This is a genomic window from Bosea sp. NBC_00550 (genome assembly GCF_026020075.1).
Taxonomy (GTDB): domain Bacteria; phylum Pseudomonadota; class Alphaproteobacteria; order Rhizobiales; family Beijerinckiaceae; genus Allobosea.
The window spans coordinates 3,027,506-3,053,969 of record NZ_CP102772.1 but is presented as its reverse complement, the minus strand read 5'-3'; the positions used below and the strand labels follow the sequence as shown (position 1 = coordinate 3,053,969).

Below are 26,464 nucleotides of genomic sequence, written 5' to 3'. Positions count from 1 at the left end.
TACGGCGCTGCGGGCTCTTCTAGTATCTGTTGCGCTGGGTCACATCGCGGATCGCGGTCAACCCCGACAACGCCTGGGGTGACTTGTTCGCCTTGTAGAGCGCCTGGAAGACCTGGTCGGCGTCATCGAACCGACCGAGATTGAAATAGGACCACCCGCGCATCAGCATCAGGTCGGTGGTCTCGGGGGCATAGCGCGCGCGGCCCGAAAGCGTGACCAACGCTCCGTTGAAATCCTTGGCATCGTATTGCGCGTAAAAGCGCTCCGAGAGGAGCAGGGCCGAGAGCTCGTTGCGTCGCGCGACTGGCAGCGCTGCGCTGCTTGCCGCCGCGCTGGCCTCCGTCGTCAATCCCTGCTGGATCTTGGCATAAGCCAGGCCCGCGGCTGCATCGGCGGCGACCTGGGCACTGCCGCTGCGCCGCGCCGCCTCGAAGGCCTCCGCCGCCGCAACCGGGCGCTTGAGGTTAAGCAGGCACCAGCCGCGCTGCAGGGCGGCCGCACCAGACGAGCCGGCACCGCAACTGCCGCTGCTCGGGCGTGCCGCACTCGGTCGGGGGGACGCCGCCACGACCGCCGTGTCGTCTTGTGCCACCGCGCGACGAGGGCGCTCCGCAGGACTGACGGGGCGAGATATGCGTTCCACGGGCTCGACGGCGGGCTCTATCCGCGAAACCGGACGCGTATCGGGAGCCACGGGTCGATCCGCCTGGGGCGAGGGCCTTCTGCGCGCGGGATTGAGAATGTCGGCGATCCGCTGGGAACGACCGCCCCATTCGGTCATGAGGGCCCGCAGCCCGCCTTGATCGCGCAGGCGCTGGCGCACGAGCGCGAGTCCATAGGCTGCCGGCTCGTAGCCGCGGTCCCATGACAGAGCCGTCTCAAACCAGGTGCCGGCCGGCACGGTTTGTCCCGAGTTGTAGGCATACCAGCCGAGTGCCGCCGCTCCGGGTGCGTAGCGGTCCGTTCCGACCGTCTTGACGATGCGTTCGATCACGTTGCGCTCGAGCCGCAACGGCGGCTCCTGAGTGAGCAGCGCGGTGACGACATCGAGATAGGCCTTGCGGTTGGCGGCTCCGGCCTCCAGCCATTGCGCGCCGAGCGTCTCGGCCTCCTGGTATTTCCGCGTCGCGCCCAGAGCGAGCACCGCGCCTTCGGCGGCCTTGGCGCCGCCATTGCGCGTGAGCGCGGTCTGGAACCATGTCGCGGCCTTGGCCGGGTCGTTGTGGTGGAGGGCGTAGAAGCCGAGCAGTATCGGGTCGTCCGCCGTGGCGGCAGCGTTGGCGAGCGCCTCGATGCGGCGGATATCCTCTTGCGTTGCGGTCTGGGCCGGGTCGTCGGCCGCCTTGCCGATATGGCGTCGCGCGAGTTCGTCGCGGATGCTCGCGAATTCGTTCTGCCGCTCCTGTGCGAGGAGCGGGTCGACGAAATTCTCCGGCAGCGTGGTGATCACCTTCTGCATCGTGCCGATCCGCTCGGCCGGGTTGGTGCAGTTGGCGAGAACATAGGCGTAGGCGTCGCGCGCGCGTTCCGGCTTGCCGGTCTGGACGAAAGCCTCGCCGACGCGCCAGAGCGCATCGACATTGGCGCAGGTCAGCAGGGCCGGCGTCTCGGTGCCGAGGCGGATGACCTGTTCCCACTGCCGGGCGTTCGATGCGTTGACGAGGCGCTGGCGGGCCTCGGTCAGATCGAGCTGCGCGACGAGATCGGCCGGCGCACGCCAGTTCGGATCGGCGCTGCTGCGCTGCGCTATCGCGGCGCGCACCTCGCCGTATTTGCCGTCGGCGAAGAGCTTCCACATCCGTTCGAGTTCGGGGTCTCCGACCTGGCCCTGCGATGTCAGGTCGGTCGGTGGCCTCCACTCGGGATAGAGCGCGCGCAGCCTGGCGAGCTCGGCTTCGAAGCGGCGGGTGTCGCCCTGCGCCGCGAAATAGCGCAGCGCGGTTTCGTCGACCTTCTGCGGTTGCGGCTGGGACTGTGGCGGCGCAGCCGCTGGCCGGCCGGGCACGCTGGGAGCCTGCGCCAGTTCGATAGCTGTTTCCGAGCCCGGCGTGGCCGATTGCGCCTGTCCCTCAGCCTGCGCGGACCGAATCATGGATTGCGACGGCTTTACGTCCTGGCCGTAGCGACCGAAGGCATAAAACGCGACGCTCGATGCCGCGACGAGGATCAGGGTCGATTTCACATGCATTGCGGATACCTCTCGCTCAGCATGGAGAGGGAGAGAAGGTGCAGGGTCGACGGATAGTAGAGCGTCGGCTGGAAGGTTTTCAGCTCCTCCGGAATCGGGGTGCCGTCGAGCGCGCAGGCCATGGCGGCGGCCAGAATGCGATAGCCGGCATCGGCCAGCGGCTCGACCGGCTTGCCGCTGCGCACATCGATGACCGCGGTGCCGTCGGCCCAGGCCTGCCGGAACGGCGCGAGGCGTGCCTTCTCGCCCAGCCCCGCGCGCAGCAGATAAAGCGGGATGCGGATCGCGTTGTAGCCGAACTGTGCGGGGAAACCTTCGGCCGGCTTTGGCTCGGCCCTGATCGACAGCCATTCGGGCGCCAGCATCTTTCGCTTCGCCAGATCGTCGAGCAGCTTGAGCCCGCTTGCCTGGAGCTGCATCCAGACGGGCTCGCCGGTCAGCTGGGCCATGACCGGGAGGGCCTCGAACACCCAATAGGACGGGTTGATCACGGGGCCGTCGGCGCGATCCTTTTCCGAAAAGCCGACTGCGGCCGGCATCAGCCGGACATCGCTGCCGCGCTTCATGAGCGCCACCTTCGCCAGCGAGCGGGCGATCTGGCGCGCGGCGGCGGTATAGGCCGGCATGGTCCAGCGGCTGCCGGCGCAGGCGAGGGCGTGGGCGATCAGCAGATCGCCGTCGCTGGCGTTGTTGATGTCGCTGACGCGTGGGGTTGCCTTCGGATCCCAGCGCCACGCCGCAAGCCCGTCGTCCCGGATGAGGAGTTCGGTGCGGGTGAAGGCGAAGATGCTGGCGAAGGTGCTGCGGTCCCCCGCCAGGCATGCCAGCAGGAGCCCGTAGCCCTGGCTCTCGCTATGGCTGATCCCGCCATTCGCATCGTCGATGACGCGGCCCTCGGCCGTGACGAATTTCTGCCGGTACAGCGCCCAGGCATCGGCAGGCACGGTCGCCTGCGCGTTGGAGAGGAAGCCGAAGAAGGTTGCGGCCAGCACGGCGAGAAAACGTTTCATGATCGACGCCCCAACCGTCCGAGCATGAGCGAGGTTCCAATGCCCAGCCCGATGCAGGCCGTGAGGAGGGCCAATGCGTAGATCCCGATATTGCTCGACATCCAGTTGGCGAAGACCAGCCGCATATTCGCCAGGCTGAAAGGCCTGGTCATGACGAAGGAGGTGCTGTCCGCGGAGATGATGTGGGCTTCCTGGGCACCGCGAAAGGCAGTGATCTTGCCGGCCATGCCCGCCCAATTACCGGGCGAGACGATCCTGTCCACCGTGCTTTCCAGCGCCTCCTCGCGGCGGGCGATGAAGGCGGTCCAGACCTGCCTCGTATCCGGGTCGGCCGCCTGGACGGCGATGAGATCGGTGCCCTCAGCCGGCTCGTAGAGCGTGGGCGCGCGCGAGGGGGTACGCAGCTGCGCGAAGGACAGGTCGAAGGTTCGCTGGAGCCATTGGTCGAAGGCGATGAAATAGCGTGCGAGCGGGCCGCCCAGCGAACCGCGCCAGCGCTCGCGGACGCCTTCCGTGGTCGGTGCCGCGCCGCCGGACGCTTCCGGCGTCGCTTGCCGGCCCTGCAGCCGGTTGATCACCGCATCGAAGACGGCGGCGCCTTCCGCATCCGGCGTCACCACCACGGCATCGGCGCGCAACGGCCAGGTCGCACGGACGTTGTCGGCGATGCCTACGCGCGGGAGCAGGCCGGCCGGCAGCTGTCCGGCGGCGCCGACGATCAGGACGGGCCGGTCCCCAACGGCCGCGGTGCCCGCCAGCACATCGACGGCGAGCGGCCGGCTGGCGCGCTGGGCGATGTGCGCCAGCAATGTCGTCGCGGCGCTGAGATTGGCGGGGTCCTGCCGGCCCATGATCAGCGCGACCCGCGATGCGACCGAATAGGGGAAGCCGGTGCCGGCGACCGCCGCGAGATTGGGGCTCACGCCGATCTTGGCGAAGTCGGGGATGGCAAGCGCGGTCGTGTCGAACAGCGCGAAGCGGCTCTTGCCGGGCAGTGTCGCCCCCGGCCCGCAGGCCAGGTCCGATTTCGTCACGGTGACGGTCTCGAACCAGACTTCGTTGACGCCTGGGCGGAAATGCCGAAGCGGCACGGTGATCGGAAACTGCTGGAAGAGACCGCCCGTTGCGGCATTGAGCGGCACGGTCGCGGCGACGTTGCCGTTGACGAAGATCTCGATATGGCTGTCGCCTGGAAGGACCTCGTTCGAGTAGGCACCATCCAGATAAAGCGTCGCCTCGCCATAGGCGTTGGCATAGAAGTCGCCGGGCATCGCGACGACCGCACGCACGCGCATGCGGCGCCCGGACGATTCCTGGGTGGCGATGCCGAGCTCGGAGAACCGCACCACCTGCCGGTCGGAGATGAAGGGCGCATCGGGCACGTGCCAGCTTGCGGTATCCATGGTCTTGCGGTTGATGTTGGCGGGCCGGGAAACCGGCGCGGTCAGGATCTTGCCGACGATCGCGTCGAGATCCGGCCAGCTTTCGCCGGTGACAAGCAACATGTCGGCGCCCTTCTTCGGGCTCGGCACGAAGCCGAGGAAGCTGCGGCCACCGGCTTCGGCGGGCAGCGCTCCCAGCAGGGCGCGTATCTCTTCGTTCGTGCCGAGTGCGACGGTCAGCGTCCCCGGGCGGACACGGTCCGGCATTTGTTCGGAGACTTTCACCGCCACCTGGCCATAGCGGCCGCGCAAGGCGAGTGCCTGTGCGACGGCGAAGATGCTGTTCGCCGAAATGGCGCGCGAGGCGCCGGGCGCGACGATGACGATCGTGGTCTGGCCGCCCTCGTCGGCGCCGATGGCCGGCAGATCGTCGATGCCGCGCAGGCGGAACTGCTGCGCGTTCGGGCCCTTGAACGTCAGCCGGGTGCCCGCGCCGTCGATCCGGGTCCACAACTCATAGGTCGAGGCGACCGTGCAGTCCGTCCGATGCCGCTGCAGGACTTCGAAGCTGATCGTGTTCTGCCCCGGCCGGAGCAGGCCCTTGCGAACCGCGGTGGAGCTATGCTTGAGGCGATCGGACGAGGCGATGGGCACCTCGATGATCCGCTCGCCATTGAGGCGAACGGCTAGCCGCGAAACCTCCGGCATCACCACGAGCGCGTTCTGGAAGGCGACGTCGAGGCTCAGATCGGTTCCGGCTTCGTCCTGAGACAGGTAAAAGGCCCAGCTGCGCGTGTCGCTTTCGCCTTCGAGCGTGACACGCGACGCAGGCAGCAACGGCTTGAACGCGAAAGCCGGAGCCGGGGGCGGCGCCGCCTCCCGCGATGGAGCGGGGGCAGGGGCCGCAGGCGGCGGCGCGGCCGGCTGCTGGCTCGGCGGGGCGATCATGAAGGGCGCCGGGGCGGGAGCAGGCGACGGCGCCTCCTGTGCCGAAAGATGCGGGATCAGCCCCAGCGCCAGCGGAGCGATCGCAGCCGCGAGAAGGGGTATCCCGAACCGCTTCATTCCGCCGCTCCCGGCCGCGAGGGAGAACGGGAAAACCGGTAGAGACCGAAGAAATAGGACAGGCCGCGGCTGGTCTGGAAGACCGCCATCCGCAGGAAGCGCAGCGTGCCGTAGATCACGCCCATGTTCTGGCGCCGCGCCTTCTGGAACTGGCTCCAGTTATCGGCGTCGGAGAATGCGAGGTCGGCGATGATCCGGCTGTGCAGCGGTTCGCTCGGCTCGTAGCTGCAACCCAGCATCAGCCCCTTGTCGTCGGGAGCAAGGCGCATGACGCGTACGGGCAGCGAGCCGCGCGGCATGTCGATCGTCGTCTCGAACGAAACCTGCCCGACGGTGCCGACCGGCACCTTGTCGAAATCCTTCGACATCACGCGGATGGCGATGCCGTCGACCGAGACGTTCTCCGTGACGACCGGGGCAGTGCGGCCGTCGATGGTGATCTCGCCGCGGCGCTTCACGGCAAAGCGACGCGCGGCGCGCCCTTCCGGCCGCTCGGAGACGACGCCGAGCGCACAGCCCGCCATCAGCAGGTTGAGGATGTTCCACAGCCCCACGACCAGGGTCGTGTCGGCATTGTACGGCTCCGCCACCGTGCGCCAGTAGGTGGCGATGACGCCGAGAAACAGCACGGCGAAGATGATGAAGAACGGTTTGCCGAGCTCGGAAACGCGCCTGCTTTCGAGCGACTCGTTCTTCGCCGTGACCTTGAAGGTCGGCTTGGTCGGCCTCAGCAGCACCGAGATCACCGCCGGCAGCAGGTAGACCGACTGGATGAACTCGTAGAGCTCGGAGATCCACGGCCAGCGATAGCGGCCGTAGAGATAGTTCTGCATCATCAGGTTCACCACCATGTAGCTGAGCACATAGGCGATGAACTCGGCGCCCGAGGCAGTGAAGATCTCCAGGCCGAAGAACAGATAGAACAGCGGCGCGATCAGGAAGGTCAGCCGCGCGAAGGGGAACAGCCAGAACAGGGCCGAAGACGAGTAGCAGAGGCGCTGCGGCAGGGAGAGGCCGCTCTTGAACATCGGGCGGTGGAACAGCAGGATCTGCATCATGCCCTGGGCCCAGCGCGAGCGCTGGCCGATGAAGCTGGTGAAGGTCGCCGGCTGAAGCCCCGCGATGAGCGGCTTGTCGACATAGACGCTGTGCCAGCCGGTGGCATGCAGGGTGATCGCCGTCTCGGCATCTTCCGTGATGCTGCGCCCGGAGAAGCCGTTCGTCGTCTCCAGCGCGGTGCGGCGCAGGACCGCGGCCGAGCCGCAGAAGAACGAGGCATCCCATTTGTCGAGGCCGCGCTGGATGATGCCGTAGAACATCTCGTTCTCGGAGGGCATCATCTTGAAGGTCTTGAGATTGCGCTCGAGCGGGTCGGGATTGATGAAGAAGTGCGGGGTCTGGACGAGGAAGAGCTTCGGGTCCTGCCCGAAATAGCCGACCGTCTCGGTCAGGAAGCTGCGCGCCGGGGCATGGTCGGCGTCGAAGACGACGATCAGCTCGCCTTGCGAGTTGGCGATGCCGTTGTTGAGATTGCCGGCCTTGGCGCTGATGTTGCGCTCGCGCGTCAGATAGGTGACGCCGAGGCCTTCGCACAGCGTCTGCAACGTCGCGCGCCGCTCCCGCGCGGCGCTGGCCCCGACGAAGTTGTCGGCATTGCATTTCTCGTCGGTGCCGCCGTCGTCGAGCAGAAACACCTTCAGGCGGCCTGCCGGGTAGTCCATCGCCAGTGCCGCCGAGAGCGTCGTCGCCAGAAGCTCCGCATCCTCATTGTAGGAGGGAACGAAGACATCGACCGTCGGCGCGTTCTCCGGGTCGATCGGCGGCGTCTTGCGCTTGGGCAGCGGCATCGCGACGACGAACAGGCTGAGGAAGAGCATGCCGATATTGTAGAGCTCGGCGAGATAGACGATCAGGCCGGGGATGAAATCCTCGAGCTGGTTGACCGGCGGCAGGGTGCTGGTGGTGCGCCAATAGATGTAGCGCAGCACGATGGCGGTCCCGAGGCCCAGCGCGATCAGCCGCCAGACGCCGTAAGGCCTCAGGAATTTGAGGATGATCATCGCGGCGACGACGATCGCGCCGGCGATCAGATGCGCCTGCAGGCTGATCGGCAGCGTGATGAGCACCACGACCACGATCGCGGTGATGGCCCAGAAGATGACGTAGCTGGCTGTTCGCATCAGGCGTCCGGCAATCTGGGGTTACGCTCAGGGCGCGGGCGGCGGTGGAACGGTCGGATATCCTTCGAGAGGCTTGTCCGGGATGGGCTCGGGGGCTTCCTCTATGCGGCGCTCGGCGCGCGGCGCCCGTGCGGGGCGCGGCCGTGCGACGGGCTGCTGCTCGAAGGCATCCGCGGCGGAGGCCTGCGGCACCGGATAGATCGGTGCGCCGGCCCTTCCGAGCTCCGGCGCGGGCGCAGGCGCGTCACCGATCGGGTTCCAGCCCGGCCGCCGCAGCGAGGCGTTGATCGAATAGCTGTAGGCGAGGCGCAGCAGGCTCGCTTCCGTGGCGACGGGGTCGCAGACGCGGATGCGGACCGAGATCACGCCCGATCTCGGCAGGAATATGCTGTCTCCGTTCGCCATGCGCTGCCAGGCATAGAGGCAGGCCTCGCCGCCCGCTCCACGTCCGAAGGCGTAGCCGAAGGGGCCGAACTTGTTCTGGACGAAGACGGCTGCCGGGGCCATGGCGACGCCGGGCAGGCGCTCTTCCATCTCCTGTGCGATGGCGAAATCGTCGATGCTGGGTTCCCTCAGCAGATTGCCCTCGACACCCATGCTGTCCGGGAGATCGGCGGCGGTCAGGAAGGCGACGTGGATCGCGTTCTCGCCAGGCGTGCGCCCGCGCGTCGCCAGGGAAACCACCTGCGAAACGGCGTTGTCGTAGCTGCGCTGCGTCACCCCGGTCACGGGGAGGCTGCCGGGCGGAGGCAGGGCCAGCGCCCTGCCGACATCGACGGTGACGGCTCGCGACGCGCTCATCAGCTCGGAAGTGGAGAGCTTCTGCTCGCCGCAGCCGGCTCCAGCCAGACCCAGGCAGGCTGCTGCTGTGTATATCGCCATGCGCCTAGGCGCCGGGCATCGCCTGGGCTGAGGCGGCCTCGAAACACTCATCGGCGAGCCGGTCGATGTCTGCTCGGCATCGTCATGTCTTGACCACTGGTTAATACAGGTTAACGCGCCGTTACCTTCGACCGTGTGACCGCAATACGACCGTCAGGCTCGAACCCCCGACCGCAATACAGATGATTCGCGAGATTATTCCAACCTTGGATCTTTGCCGGACGGAGCGTCCAGGGCGCGATGCCATGGCGATCAGGCGGTGCGGAGAGGCGCTTTCGTCCGATGATGACGGCCCGCCGACCAGCCGCATGGATTGATAAAGTGGTCGCTTCCGGGCGCCCGCACTTTGAAAACACCTGTTGAGAAGACGTCAGGCCGACAAATCAAGGATCGCACGCGAGCCAAATCGCCATGCAAGAACGGTCGATGAGACTGCAGGCGATGCAGGGCGGCCCGGGGCGTTCAAGTACAAAGCCTTGAGGGATACCGATTCTGCTATCCTCGCCATGGGCGCGGCATTTCCGCCGCGGGCTTGCGCCGCCGCGCCGGGCGCGGCAACAATGGCGGATGATCAGGATATCGATAGCTGCAAGCGCCGTTGCCATCCTCGTGGCAGGCTGCGTCTCGTCCCCGCCGCGACCGGTCTCGGGCGCGCCGGCTGCCTCGTCCAAGCGGATCGTTCGAGACAGCTTCCAGCTGATCCTGCCGGACGGCACGCGCGTGAACCCGGACTCGACCGGCGGCTTCGAACTGCCCAACGGTGATTACGTCAAGCGCGATCCCGGCGGCGCGCTCATCCTGCCGACAGGCGCACGTTGCCTGCCCGACCAAGGCGGATATCTCTGCCCGTGATCGCGTAAGTCAGGCCACGGCGGCCGGGAATGATCCTTTCGCCTTGGGCGCTTGATCGCAATGCACCGCTCGAATGCGGCGCCGAGTCAGCCTCTGTGCTGCTGCGATGCCTTGCCGTCTGCTGCCGCCGTTTCGGCGGCCTGCTGGCGTGACGGCGACGATGTGTTCTCGTCGTCGAGCACATGGTTGTGGCTGCGGTAGGCCCATATTTCCTTGGCCGCTTCCCAATGCTCGCGGTCGCGGCCTTCGGGTTGGCCGTCCTTCATCCACAAGCCGTAGGCGATCTTCCTGATCTCGCGTTGTTCGTCCTGCATGGGTCGTCTCCATGACCGTTCCCCGTCGCGCGGCGGGGGATTTTGGCCTCAGGGAGTGCAACGGTCCTGCCGTGCAGGAGATCAACGGCATGGGGCGCGCGCTGTTCCGTCGCCGACCTCAGATTGAGGAGCGGCGGCGGGGCCAGGTCTCAGGCCTTGGCCGGGGTCAGTGCGGCGTCGGCGGACGGCTCCGCTTTCGGCTGAGCGGGGCGGCGCGCATAGCGCTGTGCCAGCACGGCGCAGGCGAAGAGCTGCGCCTGGTGGAAGAGCATCAGCGGCAGCACGATGAGGCCAAGCGCCTGGCCGGGGAAGAGGATGTTGGCCATCGGGATGCCGCTCGCCATGCTCTTCTTCGAGCCGCAGAAGACGATGGCGATCTCGTCTTCCTTCGAGAAGCCGAGGCGACGGCTGACGATGGTCGTGATCGCCAGCACCACCGCGAGCAGGACCATGTCGAGCAGGAGGATGAGGCCGAGATCGCCGAGCGTGACCCGCGACCAGATGCCGGCAACCATGCCCTCGCTGAAGGCGGCGTAGACGACGAGAAGGATCGAGCCGCGGTCGACGATAGAGATCGGCGCCTTGTGGCGCTGAAGGAAGGGCCCCACCCAACGGCGCAGCAGCTGGCCGGCGACGAAGGGCAGGAGGATCTGCAGCGCGATGCTCTCGACCGCCTTCGTGCTGAAGCCGCTGCCATGCGAGTCGAGCAGCGCGACGACAAGCAGGGGCGTCAGCACGATGCCGAAGAGGTTGGAAACCGAGGCGCTGCACAGCGCCGCAGCGACATTGCCCCGCGCGATCGAGGTGAAGGCGATCGAGGACTGCACGGTCGAGGGCAGGATGCAGACGAAGATCAGCCCGGCCACGAGCTCCGACGGCAGCCAGCCACCGAAGAGGCGCGTCAGCAGGAGGCCGAGCAGCGGGAAGAGCACATAGGTGCTGGCGAAGACCAGCGATTGCAGCCGCCAGTGCAGCAGCCCCTCCCAAACGGCCAGCGGCGAGAGGCGCGCCCCGTAGAGGAAGAACAGCAGGGCGACCGCCACTGTGACGGCATCGTTGGAGATCTCGGCACCGATCCCGCGCGCCGGCAGGATGGCGGCGACCGCGACGGTCGCCATCAGCGCAATCAGATAAGGGTCTATGCCGAAGCGGGCGAGGGTGCGGCGGATCATCTGCGGTCCTTCAGGTGAGGTGTCGCTTTCTAATCCTTTCTGGCTTTATTTTGATCCGGACTGGACATGATATCGCTCATCATGAATCATGATGACATGAAGCCGCTCGATCCCGTCCTGTTACAGAGCTTCCTCAAGGTCTGCGAGACGCTGAGCTTCACCGAGGCCGCGCGCCAGCTCGGTCTCCGCCAGTCCTCGGTCAGCCAGCATGTCGCGCGACTGGAGAAGAGGGTCGGGCGGCGGCTATTGGCGCGCGACACCCATGTAGTGCGCCCGACGCCGGATGGCGACGCCATCCTGCCCTTCGCGCGGGAGGTTCTGGAGGCCGGCAGCCGGATCGAGCGCTATCTCAAGGGCTCGACGCTGCGCGGGCGGCTCCGGCTCGGAGTCTCCGAAGACTTCGCCTATACGGCGCTGCCGGACATCCTGGCCGAATTCGCCATGCAGCATCATGCCGTCGATCTCGAACTGACGGTCGGCCTCAGCGGCCTGCTCTACGAGCAATACGACGCCGGCGATCTCGACCTGATCTTCGCCAAGCGCCGCAAGGGCGACGAGCGCGGGGAAGTCGCTTGGCAGGAACGCCTCGTCTGGATCGGGCGGCCGGGTGCAAGATTGGTCGAGCAGCGCGAGGTGCCGCTGGTGCTCTATCCGCCGCCGAGCATTACGCGCGTCCATGCGATCGAGACGCTGGAGCAGGCCGGGTGCGCCTGGCGCGTTGCCTGCACCAGTGGTAGCCTCGCGGGCCTGCGCGCGGCGACGGTGGCGGGGCTCGGCATCACCGCCCATTCGGCCCGGCTGATTCCGCCGGGACTGGCCGAGGTCGAGCCGCGCGAGGCGCTGCCGACGCTCGGGACGATCGAATTCGTCGTCATCGGCGGACAATCGCGTCAAGAGGCGGCGCGGGCGCTCGCTGCCAGCATCCTGTCGGGTGCGGGGCGCCTCCTTCCTTCAGTGCCGACGCGGCGCGGCAGGAAGGTCTAGCTACGCATGCTCTGCGTCCAGCGAGGCGCATCTTCAGCGAGGCTCCTCACGTCGGAAGCATCGTGGTTCGGAACGGATATCGCTCCGCCGTTGTCAAACACGAAAGGAACTTCGTGGTAGCGAATACGGAGGTTCATTCGGGGGAGGAACCGATGCCTGTCGTGCTGATGTTCGCTGAGAGTTTGCGCCGCCACATCGGCCTCATCATCGTCGCTATATTCACGCTCGGTATCGCCATGCTCGTCAGCGACGAGACGAAGAACAGCCTCGACATGGACGGCGTCAGGATATTCGCCGGCTATCTTGGAATTGCGATCTGGTGTCTCGCCAGCCTCTATGCGGCGCATCGGCTGGTGTGGCTCGCCCTCGTCGCGCGCGATCCTTCGCCACTCAGGACATTCCTGAAGCCGTGCAAGAGCTTCCTCCTGGATGGCCCGCGCATGGCCAATTTTGTCGTGGGAATGGCGGCCATTACGGCCTTCGTTGCGGGGTTCGGCGTCCTCAAGGGCGCGATCGCCTTGCTGAACCCATTCAAATGGGACGTCGCATTCTCCGATATCGATCGCGGGCTGCATTTCGGCCGGTTGCCGCATGAATACTTCTGGTGGCTGATCGAATGGCCGGTGGGCATTTGCATCGTCAATCTCTTCTATAATCTGTGGTTCTTCATCATGATCGGAACCATTCTGATCACCGTCGCCGCTCGCGAAGATGCGCCCCTGCGCCAACAATATCTCATGACGTTCATGGCGATCTGGCTCGTCGCGGGGTTCTTCATCGCCACCGTCTTCTCTTCCGCCGGACCCTGCTTCTTCGAGGATCTGGGCCTCGGCGACCGCTACAAGCCGCTCATGGATGCGCTGGCGCGCTCATCCAAAACCTGGCCGATCTGGGCGTTGTCTACCCAGGACATGCTATGGGAAGGCTATACGGGCGAACGCCCGGGCGCGCTCGGGATCAGCGCCTTCCCCTCCATCCATGTGGCGACTTCGGTCCTGTTCGCCCTGTATTACAGCGAACGCCGGAAGCTCGTCGGGGTTTTCATGTGGATCTTCGCCGTGATCATTATGATCGGCTCGGTCGTCCTCGGCTGGCACTATGCGGTCGACGGCTATACGGGCGCGATCCTGGCCTGGATCATTTGGCGAGTCGTCGGAGTCTACACGCAGCGCAAGGCTGGTGTCGTCGAAGCGAGCGTCCAGCCGGCCTGATCGCGAGAACACGGCTTTCCGGATGCCTCGGTAGCCGCAGGCCCTAATCCCGCGCCAGCGCGACCACCGGGTCGAGGCTCGCGGCGTTGCGGGCCGGCAGGAAGCCGAAGGTCAGGCCGATCAGCGTCGAGCAGGTGATGGCGACGGCGAAGGCCTCGCCCGAATAGATGAAGCTCACCTGAGAACCCGACGCCTCGAACGCAAAGCCGATGGCGAGCGCCAGCCCGATTCCGAGCGCGCCGCCGATGAAGCAGACCAGCGACGCCTCGATCAGGAATTGCTGGAGGATGTCGCCGCGGCGCGCGCCGACGGCCATGCGAAGGCCGATCTCGCCGGTGCGTTCGATGACCGAGACCAGCATGATGTTCATCACGCCGATGCCGCCGACCAGGAGCGAGATCACTGCGATCGAGGAGATCATCAGCGTCAACGTCGCGGTGGCGCTGGTGATGGTGTTGCGGATCTCGTCCTGGTTCAGGATGAAGAAGTCCTTGGTGCGATGGCGATGGGTCAGGAGTTCCGTCACGGCCTCCTGCGCCGCCGCCATCGGTGTCTCGTCGTCGATGCGCAAGGTGATGCTGCGCAGCGAGAGATCGCCGAGGAAGCGACCCTGGACGGTGGTGTAGGGCAGGAAGACCTGCGGGTTCTGGCTGCCGCCGAAGCCGCCCTGCTGCTGGCGCATCACGCCGACGATGCGGCAGGGCACGGAGCCGATCAGGATCACCGTGCCGATCGGATCGGCCGGACCTTGCGGGAAGAGCACGCCCTGCGCGTTCTCGTCGATGACGACGTCCTGCGAGAGCGTGCGGACGTCCGACGCGTCGAAGAAGGAGCCGCGCGCCAGGACGCTGCCGCGCACGTCGAAATAGCGTTCGCTGACGCCGTTGACCTGCGCGGTGGCCTCGATATTGCCGAAGCGGATCGTCGCGCTGGTCGTCACCGTCGGCGTCACGCTCGCGGCATAGGGCTGGGCAGCGAGGACCTGAGCGTCGAGCACGGTCAGGGTTCGGACCCGGCCGGAGCGCAAATCGCCGAAGCCGGCGCCGGGGAAGATTTCGAGCGTGTTGGTGCCGAGGCCGGAGATGTTCTGCAGCACGTTGCGCTTGGCGCCCTCGCCGAGCGCGACGACGCTGACGACGGCCGCGATGCCGATGACGATGCCGAGCATGGTCAGGGTCGTGCGCAGCTTGTGGGCGGCCATGGCGCGCACCGCCATGCCGAACGCCTCCTTCAGCCGGCCGAAGGCGGCGCGCAGGCGCCCGGCCGGCGGCGGGACGGGGGAGGGCGGAATCGCGGCTTCGGACTGAGGCGCCGTGCGCCGGTCGGCGACGATCCGGCCGTCGCTGAGCTCGATGATGCGATGGGCGCGCGCTGCGACATTCATGTCGTGAGTGACGAGAATGACGGTGTGGCCCTCGCGGTTGAGCTCCTCGATCAAGGCGAGCATCTCCTCGCCGCTCTTGCGGTCGAGCGCGCCGGTCGGCTCGTCGGCAAGGAGGACGCGGGCGCCGTTCATCAGCGCGCGTGCGACCGAGACGCGCTGCTGCTGGCCGCCCGAGAGTTCGGAGGGCCGGTGCGTCGCACGGGTGGCGAGGCCGAGTCGCTCCAGCAGCATGGCGGCGCGTTTCTGGCGAGGGCCGGGCGTGATGCCGGCATAGATCGCGGGCACCTCGACATTGGCCAGTGCCGTCAGTTCCGAGAGCAGGTGGTAGCGCTGGAAGACGAAGCCGAAATATTCGCGCCTGAGCCGCGCGAGCTCGTCGGGATCGAGGTCGCGGGTCGGGCGCCCGTCGATCTCGTAGGTGCCGCCGGTCGGCCGGTCGAGGCAGCCGATGATGTTCATCAGCGTCGACTTGCCGGAGCCGGACTGGCCGACGATCGCGACTATCTCGCCCGCTTCGATGACGAGATCGGCGCCGTCGAGCGCGGATACGGTCGCTTCGCCGCTGCCGAAGTCGCGCCGCACGCCTGCGAGACGGATGAGCGGCACGCCCATCTCAGAACCCGAAGGCCGAACGGGGGCGCCGGGTCTGGCGCGTGGCGTCCGGGCCGCCGGCGCTGCGGGTGGTGACGACGCGCTCGCCCGCCTTCAGCCCCGAGCTGATCTCGGCGACGATCTTGTTGTCGAGCCCGACGGTGACCTTGCGCTGCTCCGGCTTGCCGTCCGGGCCGAGGACATCGACGAAGGTATTGGGTCCGCGGCGGCGTATGGCCGTGGAGGGCACGGTGACGACGTTCTGCGCCCGGCCGACGATGACCGTGACCTGCGCGGTCATCGAGGTCATCAGGCGCCCGTCCGGATTCGGCACCTCGAAGAGGGCGTTGTAGTAGACCGCGCTGGTGCTCGTGGATGAGGAACTGCTGGCGGCGGAGGAGCTCGTGGCGTTCTGCGTCTTCAGCGTGTCGGGGGCTGGCTCGACGAAGGAGATCTTGCCGGGGAAGCGCTGTTCCGGCGCGCCGAGCACGCTGAAATAGACCTCCTGCCCGGCCTTCACTCTGAGCACGTCGGCTTCCGAGATCTTGGCCTTCACCGTCATCGTCGAGACGTCGCCGAGCACGACGATGGTCGGCGCCGACTGGACGGAATTCAACGTCTGGCCTTCCTGGGCGACGACGGCAAGCACGGTGCCGGCGCTCGGCGCGGTGATGCGGGTATAGCCGAGATTGGCACGGGCGTTCTCGACCTTGACCTGGCTCGAGACGATCTGCGCGTCGAGCGCTTCGATCTGGGCGCCGGTCGTGTTGACCGTCATCTCGGCGTTCTCGTAGGCGTCGCGCGAGACGGCGTTCTGGCCGATCATCTGCTTCTGCCGGGCGAGCACGGCCTGGGCATAGACGAGGCTGGCCTTGCGTTCCGTGCGCTGCGCCTTGAGCGCGGCGAGATCGGCCTCGGCCGAGCGCAATGCGTTCTGCAGGGTGACGCCGTCGATCTCGGCGATCAGATCGCCCGCCGCGACGTTGTCCCCGAGTTTGACCTTGAGCGAGACGACGCGGCCGGTCGCCTGCGCGCCGACGCTGACCTGCCGGATCGGCTCGAGCGCGCCGGAGGCGAGCACGGCTTCCTCGACATTGCCCATCGTCGCCTCGACGCTCGGGAGGCTGACGGCCTCGGCCGGCGTGGCCTGCCGAGCCTGCCGAGCCTGCCAGACATAATAGCCGCCGGCGGCCGCGACGATCAGGGCAGGGAAAAGGAGGCGGCGCAGCCTCATGGTTGCGGTTCCTCTATGGGAATGAGGCGCGGGCGCGGCCCGGTTTCGCCGTCGATCACGGCGGGCACGGAGACCGCGACGGGCCTGAGCCAGCCGCCGCCCAGCGCCTTGTTGAGAGCGATGAACTGGGTGACGAGCGCGACCCTACTCTGGATCAGCGATTCCTCGGCGCCATATTCCGAGCGCTGCGCTTCGAGCACATCGAGGAAGCTGACATTGCCGGAGGCATAGAGCGCACGGGACAACCGCGCCGCCTCGCCCGAAGCGCGGGCTGCTTCCGACAGGCTGCCGAGCCGGAGCCTTTCCTGCCGCAGCCCGACCAGCCCGTTCTCGACATCCTGCAAGGCGGTGAGCACGGCGAGCCTGAACGCCGCGTCCTGTCGGTCTCGCTGGGCCCTGGCCGCATCGACCGCCGCCGCCAGCTCGCCGCCGTTGAAGATCGGCACGCTGAGGCTGGGGCCGATCGACCAGCCGATGGCGCTGTTCTTGGCGAGGTCGCCGAGCTTCAGCGCCGAGGTCGAGATGCTGCCGGTCAGCGAGACCGACGGGTAGCGGTTGGCCTCCGCCTGGCCGATGCGCGCGGTCGCCTGTGCGAGCAGGCGCTCGGCCGAGCGGACGTCCGGGCGGCGGCGCAGCACATCGGCGGGAATGCCGGCGCGCGGCGGTGCCGGCGTCGCGGGCACCGCGGCAGGGCGGGCGAAGTAAGGAGCCATCGCGGCCGGCGGGCGGCCCGTCAGCACGGCAAGCCGATGCTGGTTCTGGGCGAGCGAGGTTTCCAGCAGGGGAATCTGCGATTCCGTGCTCGCGGCCTGGGCGGTGGCGCGGGAGGTGTCGATGGCGGAGATGTCGCCGGCCCGAAAACGGGTGCGAGTGAGCGCCTCGGTCTCGCGCTGGGTCCGCGCCGTGCTGCGGGCGAGCGCGATCCGCGCCTGCAGGCCGCGCGACTCGACATAGGTCGAGGCGACATCGCCGATCAGCGTCAGCATGACGGAGTCCAAGTCGTCGAAGGCGGCGTCCGTGCCGTATGTCGCGGCCTCGACGGCGCGGTCGCGGGCGCCGAACAGGTCGATCTCCCAAGACGCGTCGAAGCCGGCGCGGAAGCTGTTGCGGGTCACGAGAGCCGAGCGCGAGCGGCTGGCGGTGGCGCCGCCATCGACCTGCGGGAAGAGCGCGCCGACCGCCTGCTCGCGCGCGGCACGGGCATCGCGGATGCGGGCCTTGGCTTGCGCGACATCGAGATTGCCGGCGATGGCCTGATCGATCAGCGCATTGAGCGTGGGGTCGCGGAGGCTGCGCCACCATTCGGATGGCTTCGGCGCCTTCGGCCCGCTCGTCGTCGCGCTCCAGCGCTGCGGCATGTCGAGCGTGGGCGGCGTGTAGTCCGGCCCCACGGCACAGGCGCCAAGACTCAACGCCAGCATCAGCAGGGTTGCGGAGCGAATCATCGCGGCCACAATGCCGCGAAAACCCGAGGCCGCCAGCCTTTCACCCCGTCCATGCGCAATATTTCGTCCCTATGGCAATCCTGCCAGTAAAGGGGCGGAGATTGCAGCTAGATGGCCATGCGATGCGAAAGCGTCTTGATCGTCATGTAGTGCGACAGGCCCTCGGCCCCGCCCTCGCGGCCATAGCCGCTATCCTTGACGCCGCCGAAGGGCACCTCCGCGACGGAGGCTTCCAGCGTGTTGATCGAGACGTTGCCGGCCTCGATGCCTTCGGCGATCTGGTCGGCGCGCGCGGCGGAATGCGTGAAGGCGTAGGCGGCGAGGCCGAAGGGCAGCGAGTTCGCCTTTTCGAGGGCTTCCTCGACCGAACGCACCGGGTTGATCAGCGCCATCGGGCCGAAAGGCTCTTCGCGCATGGCACGGGCATCGTCCGGCAGATCGGCGATCACCGTCGGCGGGAAGAAATAGCCGCGATTGCCGAGCCGCTCGCCGCCGGTGAGCACGCGGGCGCCGCGAGCGCGGGCATCGGCGGCGAGGGTTTCCAGCGCCTCGATGCGGCGGTGGTTGGCGACCGGGCCCATCTGCGTCTCCGAGTCGAGGCCGTTGCCGACCGTCACCGCCTGCGCCTTCTCGACGAAGGCCTTGGTGAAGCGCTCGTAGATCGATTCCTGCACGAAGAAGCGCGTCGGCGAGGTGCAGACCTGGCCGGCATTGCGGACCTTGCGGGTGGCTGAGAGATGGCCGGCGGCGACGGGGTCGACATCGTCGCAGACGATGACGGGGGCGTGGCCGCCAAGCTCCATCAGCACGGGCGTCATGTGGCGCGCGGCCAGCTCCGAGAGGTGCTTGCCGACGGCGGTCGAGCCGGTGAAGGCGACGAGGCGGGTCTGCGCCTGCGGGATCAGATAGCTCGAGATCTTGGCCGGCACGCCGAAGACGAGGTTGAAAACGCCGGGCGGCACGCCGGCATCGTGCAAGGCGCGGGCGATGTGGAGGGCGCCGGCCGGCGTCTCCTCCGCCGCCTTGATGATGATCGAGCAGCCCGCCGCGAGCGCGCCCGCGATCTTGCGGCAGGGCTGGCTCATCGGGAAGTTCCAGGGCGAGAAGGCCGCCACCGTGCCGACCGGCTGATGCATCACGACATAGCGGATGCCGGGCTCGCTCGGTATGACGCGGCCATAGGCGCGCTGACCCTCGGCCGCATCCCATTCGAAGAACTCGCAGCCGCGGACCACCTCAAGCCGCGCCTGCGCCAGCGGCTTGCCGTGCTCCAGCGTGATCGCGAAGGCGATCTCCTCGACACGCTCGCGCATCAGCGCGGCAGCCTTCAGCATGATCTCGGCGCGGATGCGCGGCGCCATCCGGCTCCAGACCTTGAAGCCCTCGGCGGCGGCCGCGAGGGCATCGTCGAGATCGGCATGGGAGGCGAGGGGGACCGCACCGATGACGCTTTCGTCGGCCGGGTTCAGAACCGGCTGCTCCTCGGCCGTCTTCCGCCAGGCGCCGCCGATATAGAGCTTGAGGTCGGGATAAATCGTCATGAAAGCCTCGGCTGGCGGCGTGTTCAGCGGTCTGTCGGGGTCGTTTCCGCTAGTCTCAACGAGACCATAGGTGCGGGCTCATTCTGTGATCCAGTCGGATAAATCAGATAAATTCAGATTGATCTGATTATGAATAATGTGGGTTTGCTGCGAGCGTCATTCCGGGGCGAAGCAAAGCTTCGACCCGGGAATCTCACGACGAGAAGGCGCTGGTTTCCGAGATGCCCGGGTCAAGCCGAGGGCATGACGGCAAGTGCGTCTACCGCACGAGCGGTCGCACGCGATTCTCGATAAGCCTGACCAGCCCCAGCGCCGTCATTTCGGAGGATTTCCGGTTCGAGGCCAGCGGTCGGTTCTCTATGGCGATCTCCAGCTTCCCGAAGTCGCCGCGCGCGCTGAGCTGGTGGCCGTTGCCACCGGCGGCCGGGTCGGCGACGAGCTCGACGCGGGTGCGATCGAGCCCGAGGCCCGCCAGCGCCGAGATCACCGCGACATTGGCGTTCTGGGGGAAGCGGGAGGCGGCTTCGCGGGCGGTGCCGATGAAGAAGGATGTCGCTTCGGTCAGTTCGTCGAGCGCGACGAGGCTTTCGACCGGTGTGCCGCGCCATGCGGATGGCGGCTTGACGATGCGATGGACCACTTCGTCGAGCGGCAGCACGGAGGCGGCGGCGATGGCGTCGATGCCCGCGAGGGCGCCGGGCGGGATCAGGATCTGGCTGCCATGGGCCTCCGCCGTGGCGACCAAGCGGTCGAGCAGCGCGGTATCGCAGAAGGCGCTGGTCGATGCGACGGCGAAGGCGGGCGCGGATCGGAGCGCCGCCTCGCCCCAGATGCCGACCGACTCGCGCCCGGCCGCCTCGACGACGAGATCGAGATCGAGATCGAGGCCTTCGAGTGCGTCGGGCGTCGTGATGACCATTGCACCGGCCGGAACGTCACCAGCTCCAGCGGCGTTGCGGACACCTATCGCGGCGACGACGAAATCGGTGCCACCATCGCGTTCCGCCAGCAATTCGACGATGCGGCGGTTGATGGCGCCCCAGCCGATCAAAGCAAAACGCAGCGGCTTGCGAGGGTGGTGCGTCATGAGCCCTTGGCCGTGCGGAGCGCGAGGTCGAGCAGCGCGCCGCCGTTCAACCCTTCGAGCATGCTGAAATGGTGGCCCGGGCAGATCAGCGGTGCCGGCGCCTGCCATGTTTTGGCGAGAGCGGCCGATTGCGCCTTGAAGGCGTCGCTCTCGCCTTCGCCGACGGCGAAAGCGATCCGCGCTGTTTGCGGGCGAGACTGGACGATGGGGCTGAGCCGCGTCGCACGCGCCACATCGTCGAGGCCGAGCAGGCGGCCGAGAGGAAGACGGCCGAGCGGCTTCAGGTCGAAGAGGCCGGAGAGCAGCAGGACCGAGGCGATCGACGGGGCTTCAGCCGCGCAAAGCGCCATGGCTGCAAGATGCGCGCCGGCGGAATGGCCGCAGATGTGCAGGCTGTTGGCATCGAGGCCGAGCGCATCGGCTTCATCAACGAGGAAGTTCAGCGCCGCCACGCTCTGGGCGATGCTCGCTTCCAGCGGCGTGTCCGGCGCGAGCCCGTAATTCGGCATGGCGACGGCGTACCCCGCATCGAGCAGCCCCTGTGCGAACTGGGCGTGCTGGACCTTGTCCGAGGCCTGCCAGTAACCGCCATGGATGAAGACGAAGATCGGCGCAGGGCTCGTCCCGGCGGGACGATAGAGGTCGAGGGTCTCGAAACGGCCGGGGCCATAGGCGAGGTCGACGCCCTCGTGATTGGCGCGGAAGGCCTCGCCGTCGCGGCTCCACTGCCGGAACAACGCCTTCATGTCGGCCTGCAGGCGCGGGCTGTATTGCCGGCCGAGATCGCGCAGCGTGTAGCCCTCGACGATCGTCTCGGGCAGCGGCTGCGGAGCGAGGTGCCGGGCGCGGATGGTCAGGCCGGGCTCTGCCTTGGGTTGAAGCCGGATCGTTGGGCGGAAGCCGGCGAAGACCTCGCGCCAGGCGAGCTCGATGGTGTGGCGCGACAGGTGGAAGGCTTCGGGACAGTCGGTCTGCCAGATCATCCCGGTGAGATGATGCGGGCCGCAGCCTGCGGCGATCAGCCCGGCCAGGATGTCGCTCAGCGCGTCCCGCAAGGCCTCGACCGGATCGGCCTCAGCGCTGTGGGCGACGATCTCAGACTCCGACATAGCGATGCACCAGCTCGGCATTGGCGGCGAGGTCGTTGCTTGAGCCCGACCAGACCGTGCGGCCCTTCTCGATGATGTAGTGCCTGTCGGCGATGCGCTTGAGCACATTGATGTTCTTGTCGATCAGCAGGATCGACTGGCCCTGCGCCTTCAGCGCTTCGATGCAGCCCCAGATCTCGGCCCGGATCACCGGCGCCAGCCCCTCGGTCGCCTCGTCGAGGATCAGGAGCTTCGGGTTGGTCATCAGCGCGCGGCCGACCGCGAGCATCTGCTGCTCGCCGCCCGACAGCGTGCGGGCGGACTGGCTGGCGCGTTCCTGCAGGCGAGGGAAGAGGGCGTAGACCCGCTCCAACGTCCAGGGCGAGGAGCGTTTCAGCCGGTTCGAGGCTGTGGCGACGAGGTTTTCGCGCACGCTCAGCGTCGGGAAGACCTGCCGCCCCTCGGGCACGAGGCCGATGCCGCAGCGGGCGATCTTCTCCGGCGCGATGCCGGCCACCGCGCGCCCTTCGAAGCTGATATCGCCGCCCTTCGGCGCGAGCAGGCCCATGATCGAGCGCACCGTGGTGGTCTTGCCCATGCCGTTGCGGCCGAGCAGCGTCACAACCTCGCCCTCGGCGATGTCGAGGCCGACATCGAACAGCACCTGGCTCCGGCCATAGGCGGATTGCAGGCTGCGCACGCTCAGCATCAGGCGTCTCCCTCGCCGAGATAGGCGATGCGCACTTCCGGGTTGTCGCGGATCTCGTTGGCGGTGCCGGTCGCGATGACGCGACCATAGACGAGAACGGAGATGCGGTCGGCCAGTGCGAAGACCGCATCCATGTCGTGCTCGACCAGGAGCATGGTGACGCGGCCCTTCAGCGCGGAGAGCATCGTGACCATCTGCTCGCTCTCGGCATGGCCGAGGCCGGCCATCGGCTCGTCGAGCAGCAGCAGGCGCGGCTCGCAGGCGAGCGCTATGGCGAATTCGAGCTGCTTCTGCTCTCCATGGGAGAGATCGGCGACCTTGACCTCGGCGCGATGGCTCAGGCCTGCCGTGGCGAGATGCTGGCGGGCGCGGCCGCGCAGGCCCTCGTCGCGGCGCGCATTGGCGAAAAAGCGAAAGCTGTGCCCCTCATGCGCCTGCACGGCGAGCGCGACATTGTCGAGCATCGTGAAGTCGGGCAGGAGCTGGTTGATCTGGAAGGTGCGGGCGAGGCCGCGCCCGACGCGCTGCGACGTCGGCAGGGCGCCGATCTCCTCGCCCTCCAGCAGGATCGCGCCCTCGTCCTGGGTCAATTCGCCGAAGAGCTGGGTGATCAGCGTGGTCTTGCCGGCGCCGTTCGGGCCGATCAGCGCATGGATCTCGCCGTCGCGTACGTCGAGATCGACGCCGTCGGTGGCGACGAGCCCGCCGAAGCGCTTGCGCAGGCCGCGTACCGAGAGGAGCGGTCGCGTCATGGTAATGTCGGTCATGGCGCGCTCCTGCCGCCGAGGCCGAGGCGGTTGAAGAGCCCGGTCAGCCCGCCCTGGGTGAAGAGCACGACGAGGAGCAGGATCGGCCCAAGCACGAGCTGCCAATGCTCGGTCCAGCTCGTCAGCACGGTTTCGAGGATGACGAGGGCGGCGGCGCCCAGCAGAGGCCCGAGCAGCGTGCCGACACCGCCGAGGATGACCATGATCATCAGCTCGCCGGATTTGGTCCAGTGCAGCATGTCCGGGCTGACGAAGCGCAGGTAGTTCGCCATCAGCGCGCCTGCGAGGCCGGCGCCCATGCCGGAGATGACGAAGGCCGCGAGCTTGTAGCGGTAGGGCGCGATGCCGATCGCGGCCATGCGCCGCTCGTTCTGGCGGATGCCTGCCAGCACCATGCCGAAGCGCGAGCCGACGATGCGCCAGAGCGCCAGGAAGACCAGGGCGGCGACGACGAGGCAGATGAAATAGAAGGTCGTGTCGTCGCGGGTGTTGAGTTCGAAGAGCGCATTGCGGCGGCGGATCGTCATGCCGTCATCGCCGCCATAGGCCTTGAGCGAGACGAAGAGGAAGAACAGCATCTGCGCGAAGGCGAGCGTGATCATGATGAACTGCACGCCGCTGGTGCGTAAGCTGAGCGCGCCGATGAGGCAGGCGAACAGGCCGGCGACGAGGAGCGCGGCGGGCAGCGTGATGAGGAGCTGGTCCGTGCCGGGGATGAAGCCGAGGAAGAGGGCGTCGTCCGTCATCGTTCGGTAGAGGATGCCGACGACATAGCCGCCGATGCCGAAGAAGGCGGCGTGGCCGAAGGACACCATCCCGCCGAAGCCGAGCGCCAGATTGAGGCTGGCGGCGGCGATGGCGTAGATCAGGACGCGGGTCGCCAGCGGCACCAGCGCCGGCTGGCCGATCGCCTTGAGGACGAAGGGCAGGGCGATCAGCGCAACAGTGAGCGCGAGCAGCGCGATGATGCGGCCCAGTGCGGGCGTCGCGGCATGCGCGCGGGTGAGGGCGTCGTCAGACATGGGCGGGGAACAGTCCCTTGGGCCGCACGAGCAGCACGATCGCCATGAGCAGGTAGATGCCCATTGAGGCGAGGCCGGCGCCGAGCGCGTCGGCTTCCGAGCCGGCCATGACATGGCGCAGCAGGCCCGGCATGAAAGCGCGCAGCGAGGTGTCGACGAGGCCGACGATCAGCGCGCCGAAGAAGGCGCCGCGGATCGAGCCGACGCCGCCGATCACCACCACCACGAAGGTCATGATCAGGATCTGCTCGCCCATGCCGACCTGCACGGCCAGGATCGGCCCCGCCATCAGCCCGGCGAGGCCGGCGAGCAGGGCGCCGAGCCCGAAGACGGCGGTGTAGAGCAGGCGGATATCGACACCTAGCGCGCGGACCATCTCGCGATGAGTGGCGCCGGCGCGCACGAGCATGCCGACGCGGGTGCGGTTGATCAGCAGGTAGAGCCCGAGCGCGACGAGGAGGCCGACCGCGATGATGGCCAGCCGATAGACCGGATAGATCAGGCCGGGCAGGAGCTGGACCGAGCCGTTGAGCGCCGGGGACACCGAGACGAAGAGCGGCTGGCGGCCGAACAGGATCGTCACGCTCTGGTTGAAGATCAGGATCAGCGCGAATGTCGCCAGCACCTGGTCGAGATGGTCCCGCGCATAGAGCCGGCGCAGCACGACCACCTCCATCACCATGCCGATGATCGCAGCGGCGGCGAGGCCGGCCAGCACCGCGAGCAGGAACGAGCCGGTCTGCGCCGCGGCGAAGGCGGCGGCATAGGCGCCGACCATGTAAAGCGAGCCATGGGCGAGGTTGATCACGCCCATGATGCCGAAGATCAGCGTCAGCCCGGCCGCGAGCAGGAACAGCATCACGCCGAACTGCAGGCCGTTGAGCAATTGTTCGAGAACGAGCGTCATTGTGGTGGAAGCCAGAATCCTCTGGGGCGGATCGAAACGCTGCCGTCATTCCGGGGCTTCGCGTCAGCGAAGAGCCCGGAACCCAGAACCGACACGCGTCCCGCGAAAGACGGGTAGCTATCGGCACAGCTTCCGACGCACGGCATCGGTTCTGGGTTCCGGGCTCAGGCCTTCGGCCTCCCCCGGAATGACGGCGTGGTTCCGAGCCAAATCAACATCAGTTGGATTAAACGCCCGGGGCGGTGTTGCCGGCCCGGGGATCAAAGTGGCTCAGAGCTTGCAGTCTTTGGCGTAGACGTCGCCATGGTCGCTCAGGACCTTGTCGACCGTCTTCAGGATCGGCGTGCCGTCCGCACCCTTCTCGACCTTAAGCGCGTACCAGTTCTGGATCGGATGCTGGTTCTTGCCGAACTTGAAGGCGCCGCGCACCGACTGGAAATCGGCCTTGGCGAGGGCAGTGCGGAGCGCCGCGACATCGGTCTTGCCGCTCGTCGCCTTCAGCGCCGAGGCGATGGCGAGCGCGGTGTCGTAGCCCTGGCTGGCATAATAGGTCGGCACGCGGTTGTAGGCCTTGGTCCAGGCTTCCACGAACTTCTTGTTCGCCGCGTTGTCGAAGTCGGTGTTCCAGTGGGCGGTGACGTTGAGCCCGACGGCGGCGTCGCCGACGGCCTTCAGCGTGGTGGCATCGAGCGAGGGCTCGGCCAGCACCATCGGCACCTTACCGAGCAGGCCGGCCTGCTGGTACTGGCGCAGGAAGGCGATGCCGAGGCCGCCCGGATGGAACTGGAAGACGACGTCGGGATTGGCCGAACGGATCTGCGCCATCTCGGGTGCGAAGTCGGTCTGGTCGAGGCGGGTATAGACCTCGCCGACGACCTCGCCCTTGAACAGGCGCTTGAAGCCGGTGAGCGCATCCTTGCCGGCCTGGTAGTTCGGGGCGAGGATGAAGGCCTTCTTGTAGCCGAGATTGGTGGCGTATTGCCCGGCGCTCTCATGCAGGCTGTCGTTCTGCCAGGCGACGACGAAGTAGTTCTCGTTGCACTCCTTGCCGGCGAAGTTCGAGGGCGCTGCGTTGGGGCTGACATAGAGCGCGCCGGAATCGACGATGTCGGGCACGGTCGCGCCAGCGACGTTCGAGAAGACGATGCCGGTCATGATCTTGATGCCGTCGGTCTTCAGCATCTTCTCGGCGATCTGCTTGCCCTGGCCGGGCTTCAGCGCGTCATCCTCGACGACGAGCTCGACCGGCACGCCGCCGAGCTTGCCGCCCTCCATGTCGATGGCGAGCTTGAACGCGTCGCGGATGTCCTGGCCGAGATAGCCGCCGGGACCCGAAAGCGTGGTGATCATGCCGATCTTGACCGGCTGCTGGGCGAAGGCGGTGGAGGCCAGCAGCAGCGATGCCAGGCCGAACGAGGCGGCCAGTCCTGTCTTCGTGTGTTTGAGCAT

General features: G+C 67.3%; 21 protein-coding genes. 3 read left to right on the top strand and 18 right to left on the bottom strand.

Features of this window, described 5'->3' with window-relative positions; translation table 11 throughout:
- Nucleotides 1–19 precede the first annotated feature (19 nt).
- Genes NWE53_RS14645 through bcsN form a run of 5 tightly spaced genes read right to left on the bottom strand, consistent with a single transcriptional unit; the run spans nucleotide 20 to nucleotide 8,707 of the window.
- Nucleotides 20–2,188, bottom strand: coding sequence for a tetratricopeptide repeat protein (locus NWE53_RS14645; RefSeq protein WP_265050119.1), 2,169 nt, complete (start codon nucleotides 2,186–2,188; stop codon nucleotides 20–22).
- The gene (locus NWE53_RS14640) at nucleotides 2,179–3,198 is read right to left on the bottom strand and encodes a family 8 glycosyl hydrolase (RefSeq protein WP_265050118.1); all 1,020 of its coding nucleotides are present in this window, start codon (nucleotides 3,196–3,198) and stop codon (nucleotides 2,179–2,181) included. The genes NWE53_RS14645 and NWE53_RS14640 overlap by 10 nt, the downstream gene beginning before the upstream one ends.
- Complete coding sequence (locus NWE53_RS14635) at nucleotides 3,195–5,645, bottom strand: cellulose biosynthesis cyclic di-GMP-binding regulatory protein BcsB (protein ID WP_265050117.1); 2,451 nt, start codon at nucleotides 5,643–5,645, stop codon at nucleotides 3,195–3,197. The genes NWE53_RS14640 and NWE53_RS14635 overlap by 4 nt, the downstream gene beginning before the upstream one ends.
- On the bottom strand, nucleotides 5,642–7,825 hold the full coding sequence (gene bcsA, locus NWE53_RS14630; protein WP_265050116.1) for a UDP-forming cellulose synthase catalytic subunit: 2,184 nt from the start codon (nucleotides 7,823–7,825) through the stop codon (nucleotides 5,642–5,644). Before bcsA ends, NWE53_RS14635 begins: the two co-directional genes overlap by 4 nt.
- Nucleotides 7,826–7,852: 27 nt before the next feature.
- Nucleotides 7,853–8,707, bottom strand: a complete 855-nt coding sequence (gene bcsN, locus NWE53_RS14625; protein ID WP_265050115.1) for a cellulose biosynthesis protein BcsN — start codon at nucleotides 8,705–8,707, stop codon at nucleotides 7,853–7,855.
- 567 nt (nucleotides 8,708–9,274) lie between these two features.
- On the opposite strand from bcsN, the gene NWE53_RS14620 reads away from it, so the two are divergent.
- Nucleotides 9,275–9,559 (top strand): hypothetical protein, encoded by a 285-nt coding sequence (locus NWE53_RS14620; RefSeq protein ID WP_265050114.1) that lies wholly within the window; start codon nucleotides 9,275–9,277, stop codon nucleotides 9,557–9,559.
- Between the two features lie 86 nt (nucleotides 9,560–9,645).
- On the opposite strand, the gene NWE53_RS14615 is transcribed toward NWE53_RS14620, so the two are convergent.
- A complete protein-coding gene (locus NWE53_RS14615) occupies nucleotides 9,646–9,873 on the bottom strand; it encodes a DUF2934 domain-containing protein (RefSeq protein WP_265050113.1) in 228 nt (75 codons plus the stop codon).
- Nucleotides 9,874–10,022: 149 nt separating this feature from the next.
- Entirely contained in the window at nucleotides 10,023–11,045 is a 1,023-nt protein-coding gene (locus NWE53_RS14610) for a bile acid:sodium symporter family protein (RefSeq protein WP_265050112.1), read from the bottom strand.
- Between the two features lie 96 nt (nucleotides 11,046–11,141).
- On the opposite strand from NWE53_RS14610, the gene NWE53_RS14605 reads away from it, so the two are divergent.
- A complete protein-coding gene (locus NWE53_RS14605; protein ID WP_442865035.1) occupies nucleotides 11,142–12,029 on the top strand; it encodes a LysR family transcriptional regulator in 888 nt (295 codons plus the stop codon).
- Nucleotides 12,030–12,181: 152 nt separating this feature from the next.
- Nucleotides 12,182–13,240, top strand: a complete 1,059-nt coding sequence (locus NWE53_RS14600) for a phosphatase PAP2 family protein (protein WP_265050110.1) — start codon at nucleotides 12,182–12,184, stop codon at nucleotides 13,238–13,240.
- A gap of 43 nt (nucleotides 13,241–13,283) precedes the next feature.
- Here the strand turns inward: NWE53_RS14600 and NWE53_RS14595 are convergent, their stop codons facing one another.
- The 11 genes from NWE53_RS14595 to NWE53_RS14545 form a co-directional block, all read right to left on the bottom strand.
- Nucleotides 13,284–15,236 (bottom strand): MacB family efflux pump subunit, encoded by a 1,953-nt coding sequence (locus NWE53_RS14595; protein ID WP_265050109.1) that lies wholly within the window; start codon nucleotides 15,234–15,236, stop codon nucleotides 13,284–13,286.
- Nucleotide 15,237: 1 nt separating this feature from the next.
- Nucleotides 15,238–16,449 (bottom strand): efflux RND transporter periplasmic adaptor subunit, encoded by a 1,212-nt coding sequence (locus NWE53_RS14590; RefSeq protein WP_265050108.1) that lies wholly within the window; start codon nucleotides 16,447–16,449, stop codon nucleotides 15,238–15,240.
- Nucleotides 16,446–17,894, bottom strand: a complete 1,449-nt coding sequence (locus tag NWE53_RS14585; protein WP_265050107.1) for an efflux transporter outer membrane subunit — start codon at nucleotides 17,892–17,894, stop codon at nucleotides 16,446–16,448. The genes NWE53_RS14590 and NWE53_RS14585 overlap by 4 nt, the downstream gene beginning before the upstream one ends.
- Before the next feature lie 107 nt (nucleotides 17,895–18,001).
- Nucleotides 18,002–19,435, bottom strand: coding sequence for an NAD-dependent succinate-semialdehyde dehydrogenase (locus tag NWE53_RS14580; RefSeq protein ID WP_265050106.1), 1,434 nt, complete (start codon nucleotides 19,433–19,435; stop codon nucleotides 18,002–18,004).
- 259 nt (nucleotides 19,436–19,694) lie between these two features.
- On the bottom strand, nucleotides 19,695–20,522 hold the full coding sequence (locus NWE53_RS14575; RefSeq protein WP_265050105.1) for an aspartate dehydrogenase: 828 nt from the start codon (nucleotides 20,520–20,522) through the stop codon (nucleotides 19,695–19,697).
- On the bottom strand, nucleotides 20,519–21,631 hold the full coding sequence (locus NWE53_RS14570; RefSeq protein ID WP_265050104.1) for an alpha/beta hydrolase: 1,113 nt from the start codon (nucleotides 21,629–21,631) through the stop codon (nucleotides 20,519–20,521). Before NWE53_RS14570 ends, NWE53_RS14575 begins: the two co-directional genes overlap by 4 nt.
- A complete protein-coding gene (locus NWE53_RS14565; protein ID WP_265050103.1) occupies nucleotides 21,618–22,319 on the bottom strand; it encodes an ABC transporter ATP-binding protein in 702 nt (233 codons plus the stop codon). Before NWE53_RS14565 ends, NWE53_RS14570 begins: the two co-directional genes overlap by 14 nt.
- Nucleotides 22,319–23,071, bottom strand: coding sequence for an ABC transporter ATP-binding protein (locus NWE53_RS14560; RefSeq protein WP_265054914.1), 753 nt, complete (start codon nucleotides 23,069–23,071; stop codon nucleotides 22,319–22,321). Before NWE53_RS14560 ends, NWE53_RS14565 begins: the two co-directional genes overlap by 1 nt.
- Before the next feature lie 11 nt (nucleotides 23,072–23,082).
- Nucleotides 23,083–24,108 (bottom strand): branched-chain amino acid ABC transporter permease, encoded by a 1,026-nt coding sequence (locus NWE53_RS14555; RefSeq protein WP_265050102.1) that lies wholly within the window; start codon nucleotides 24,106–24,108, stop codon nucleotides 23,083–23,085.
- Nucleotides 24,101–25,015, bottom strand: a complete 915-nt coding sequence (locus tag NWE53_RS14550) for a branched-chain amino acid ABC transporter permease (RefSeq protein WP_265050101.1) — start codon at nucleotides 25,013–25,015, stop codon at nucleotides 24,101–24,103. The genes NWE53_RS14555 and NWE53_RS14550 overlap by 8 nt, the downstream gene beginning before the upstream one ends.
- 270 nt (nucleotides 25,016–25,285) lie before the next feature.
- On the bottom strand, nucleotides 25,286–26,464 hold the full coding sequence (locus NWE53_RS14545; RefSeq protein WP_265050100.1) for an ABC transporter substrate-binding protein: 1,179 nt from the start codon (nucleotides 26,462–26,464) through the stop codon (nucleotides 25,286–25,288).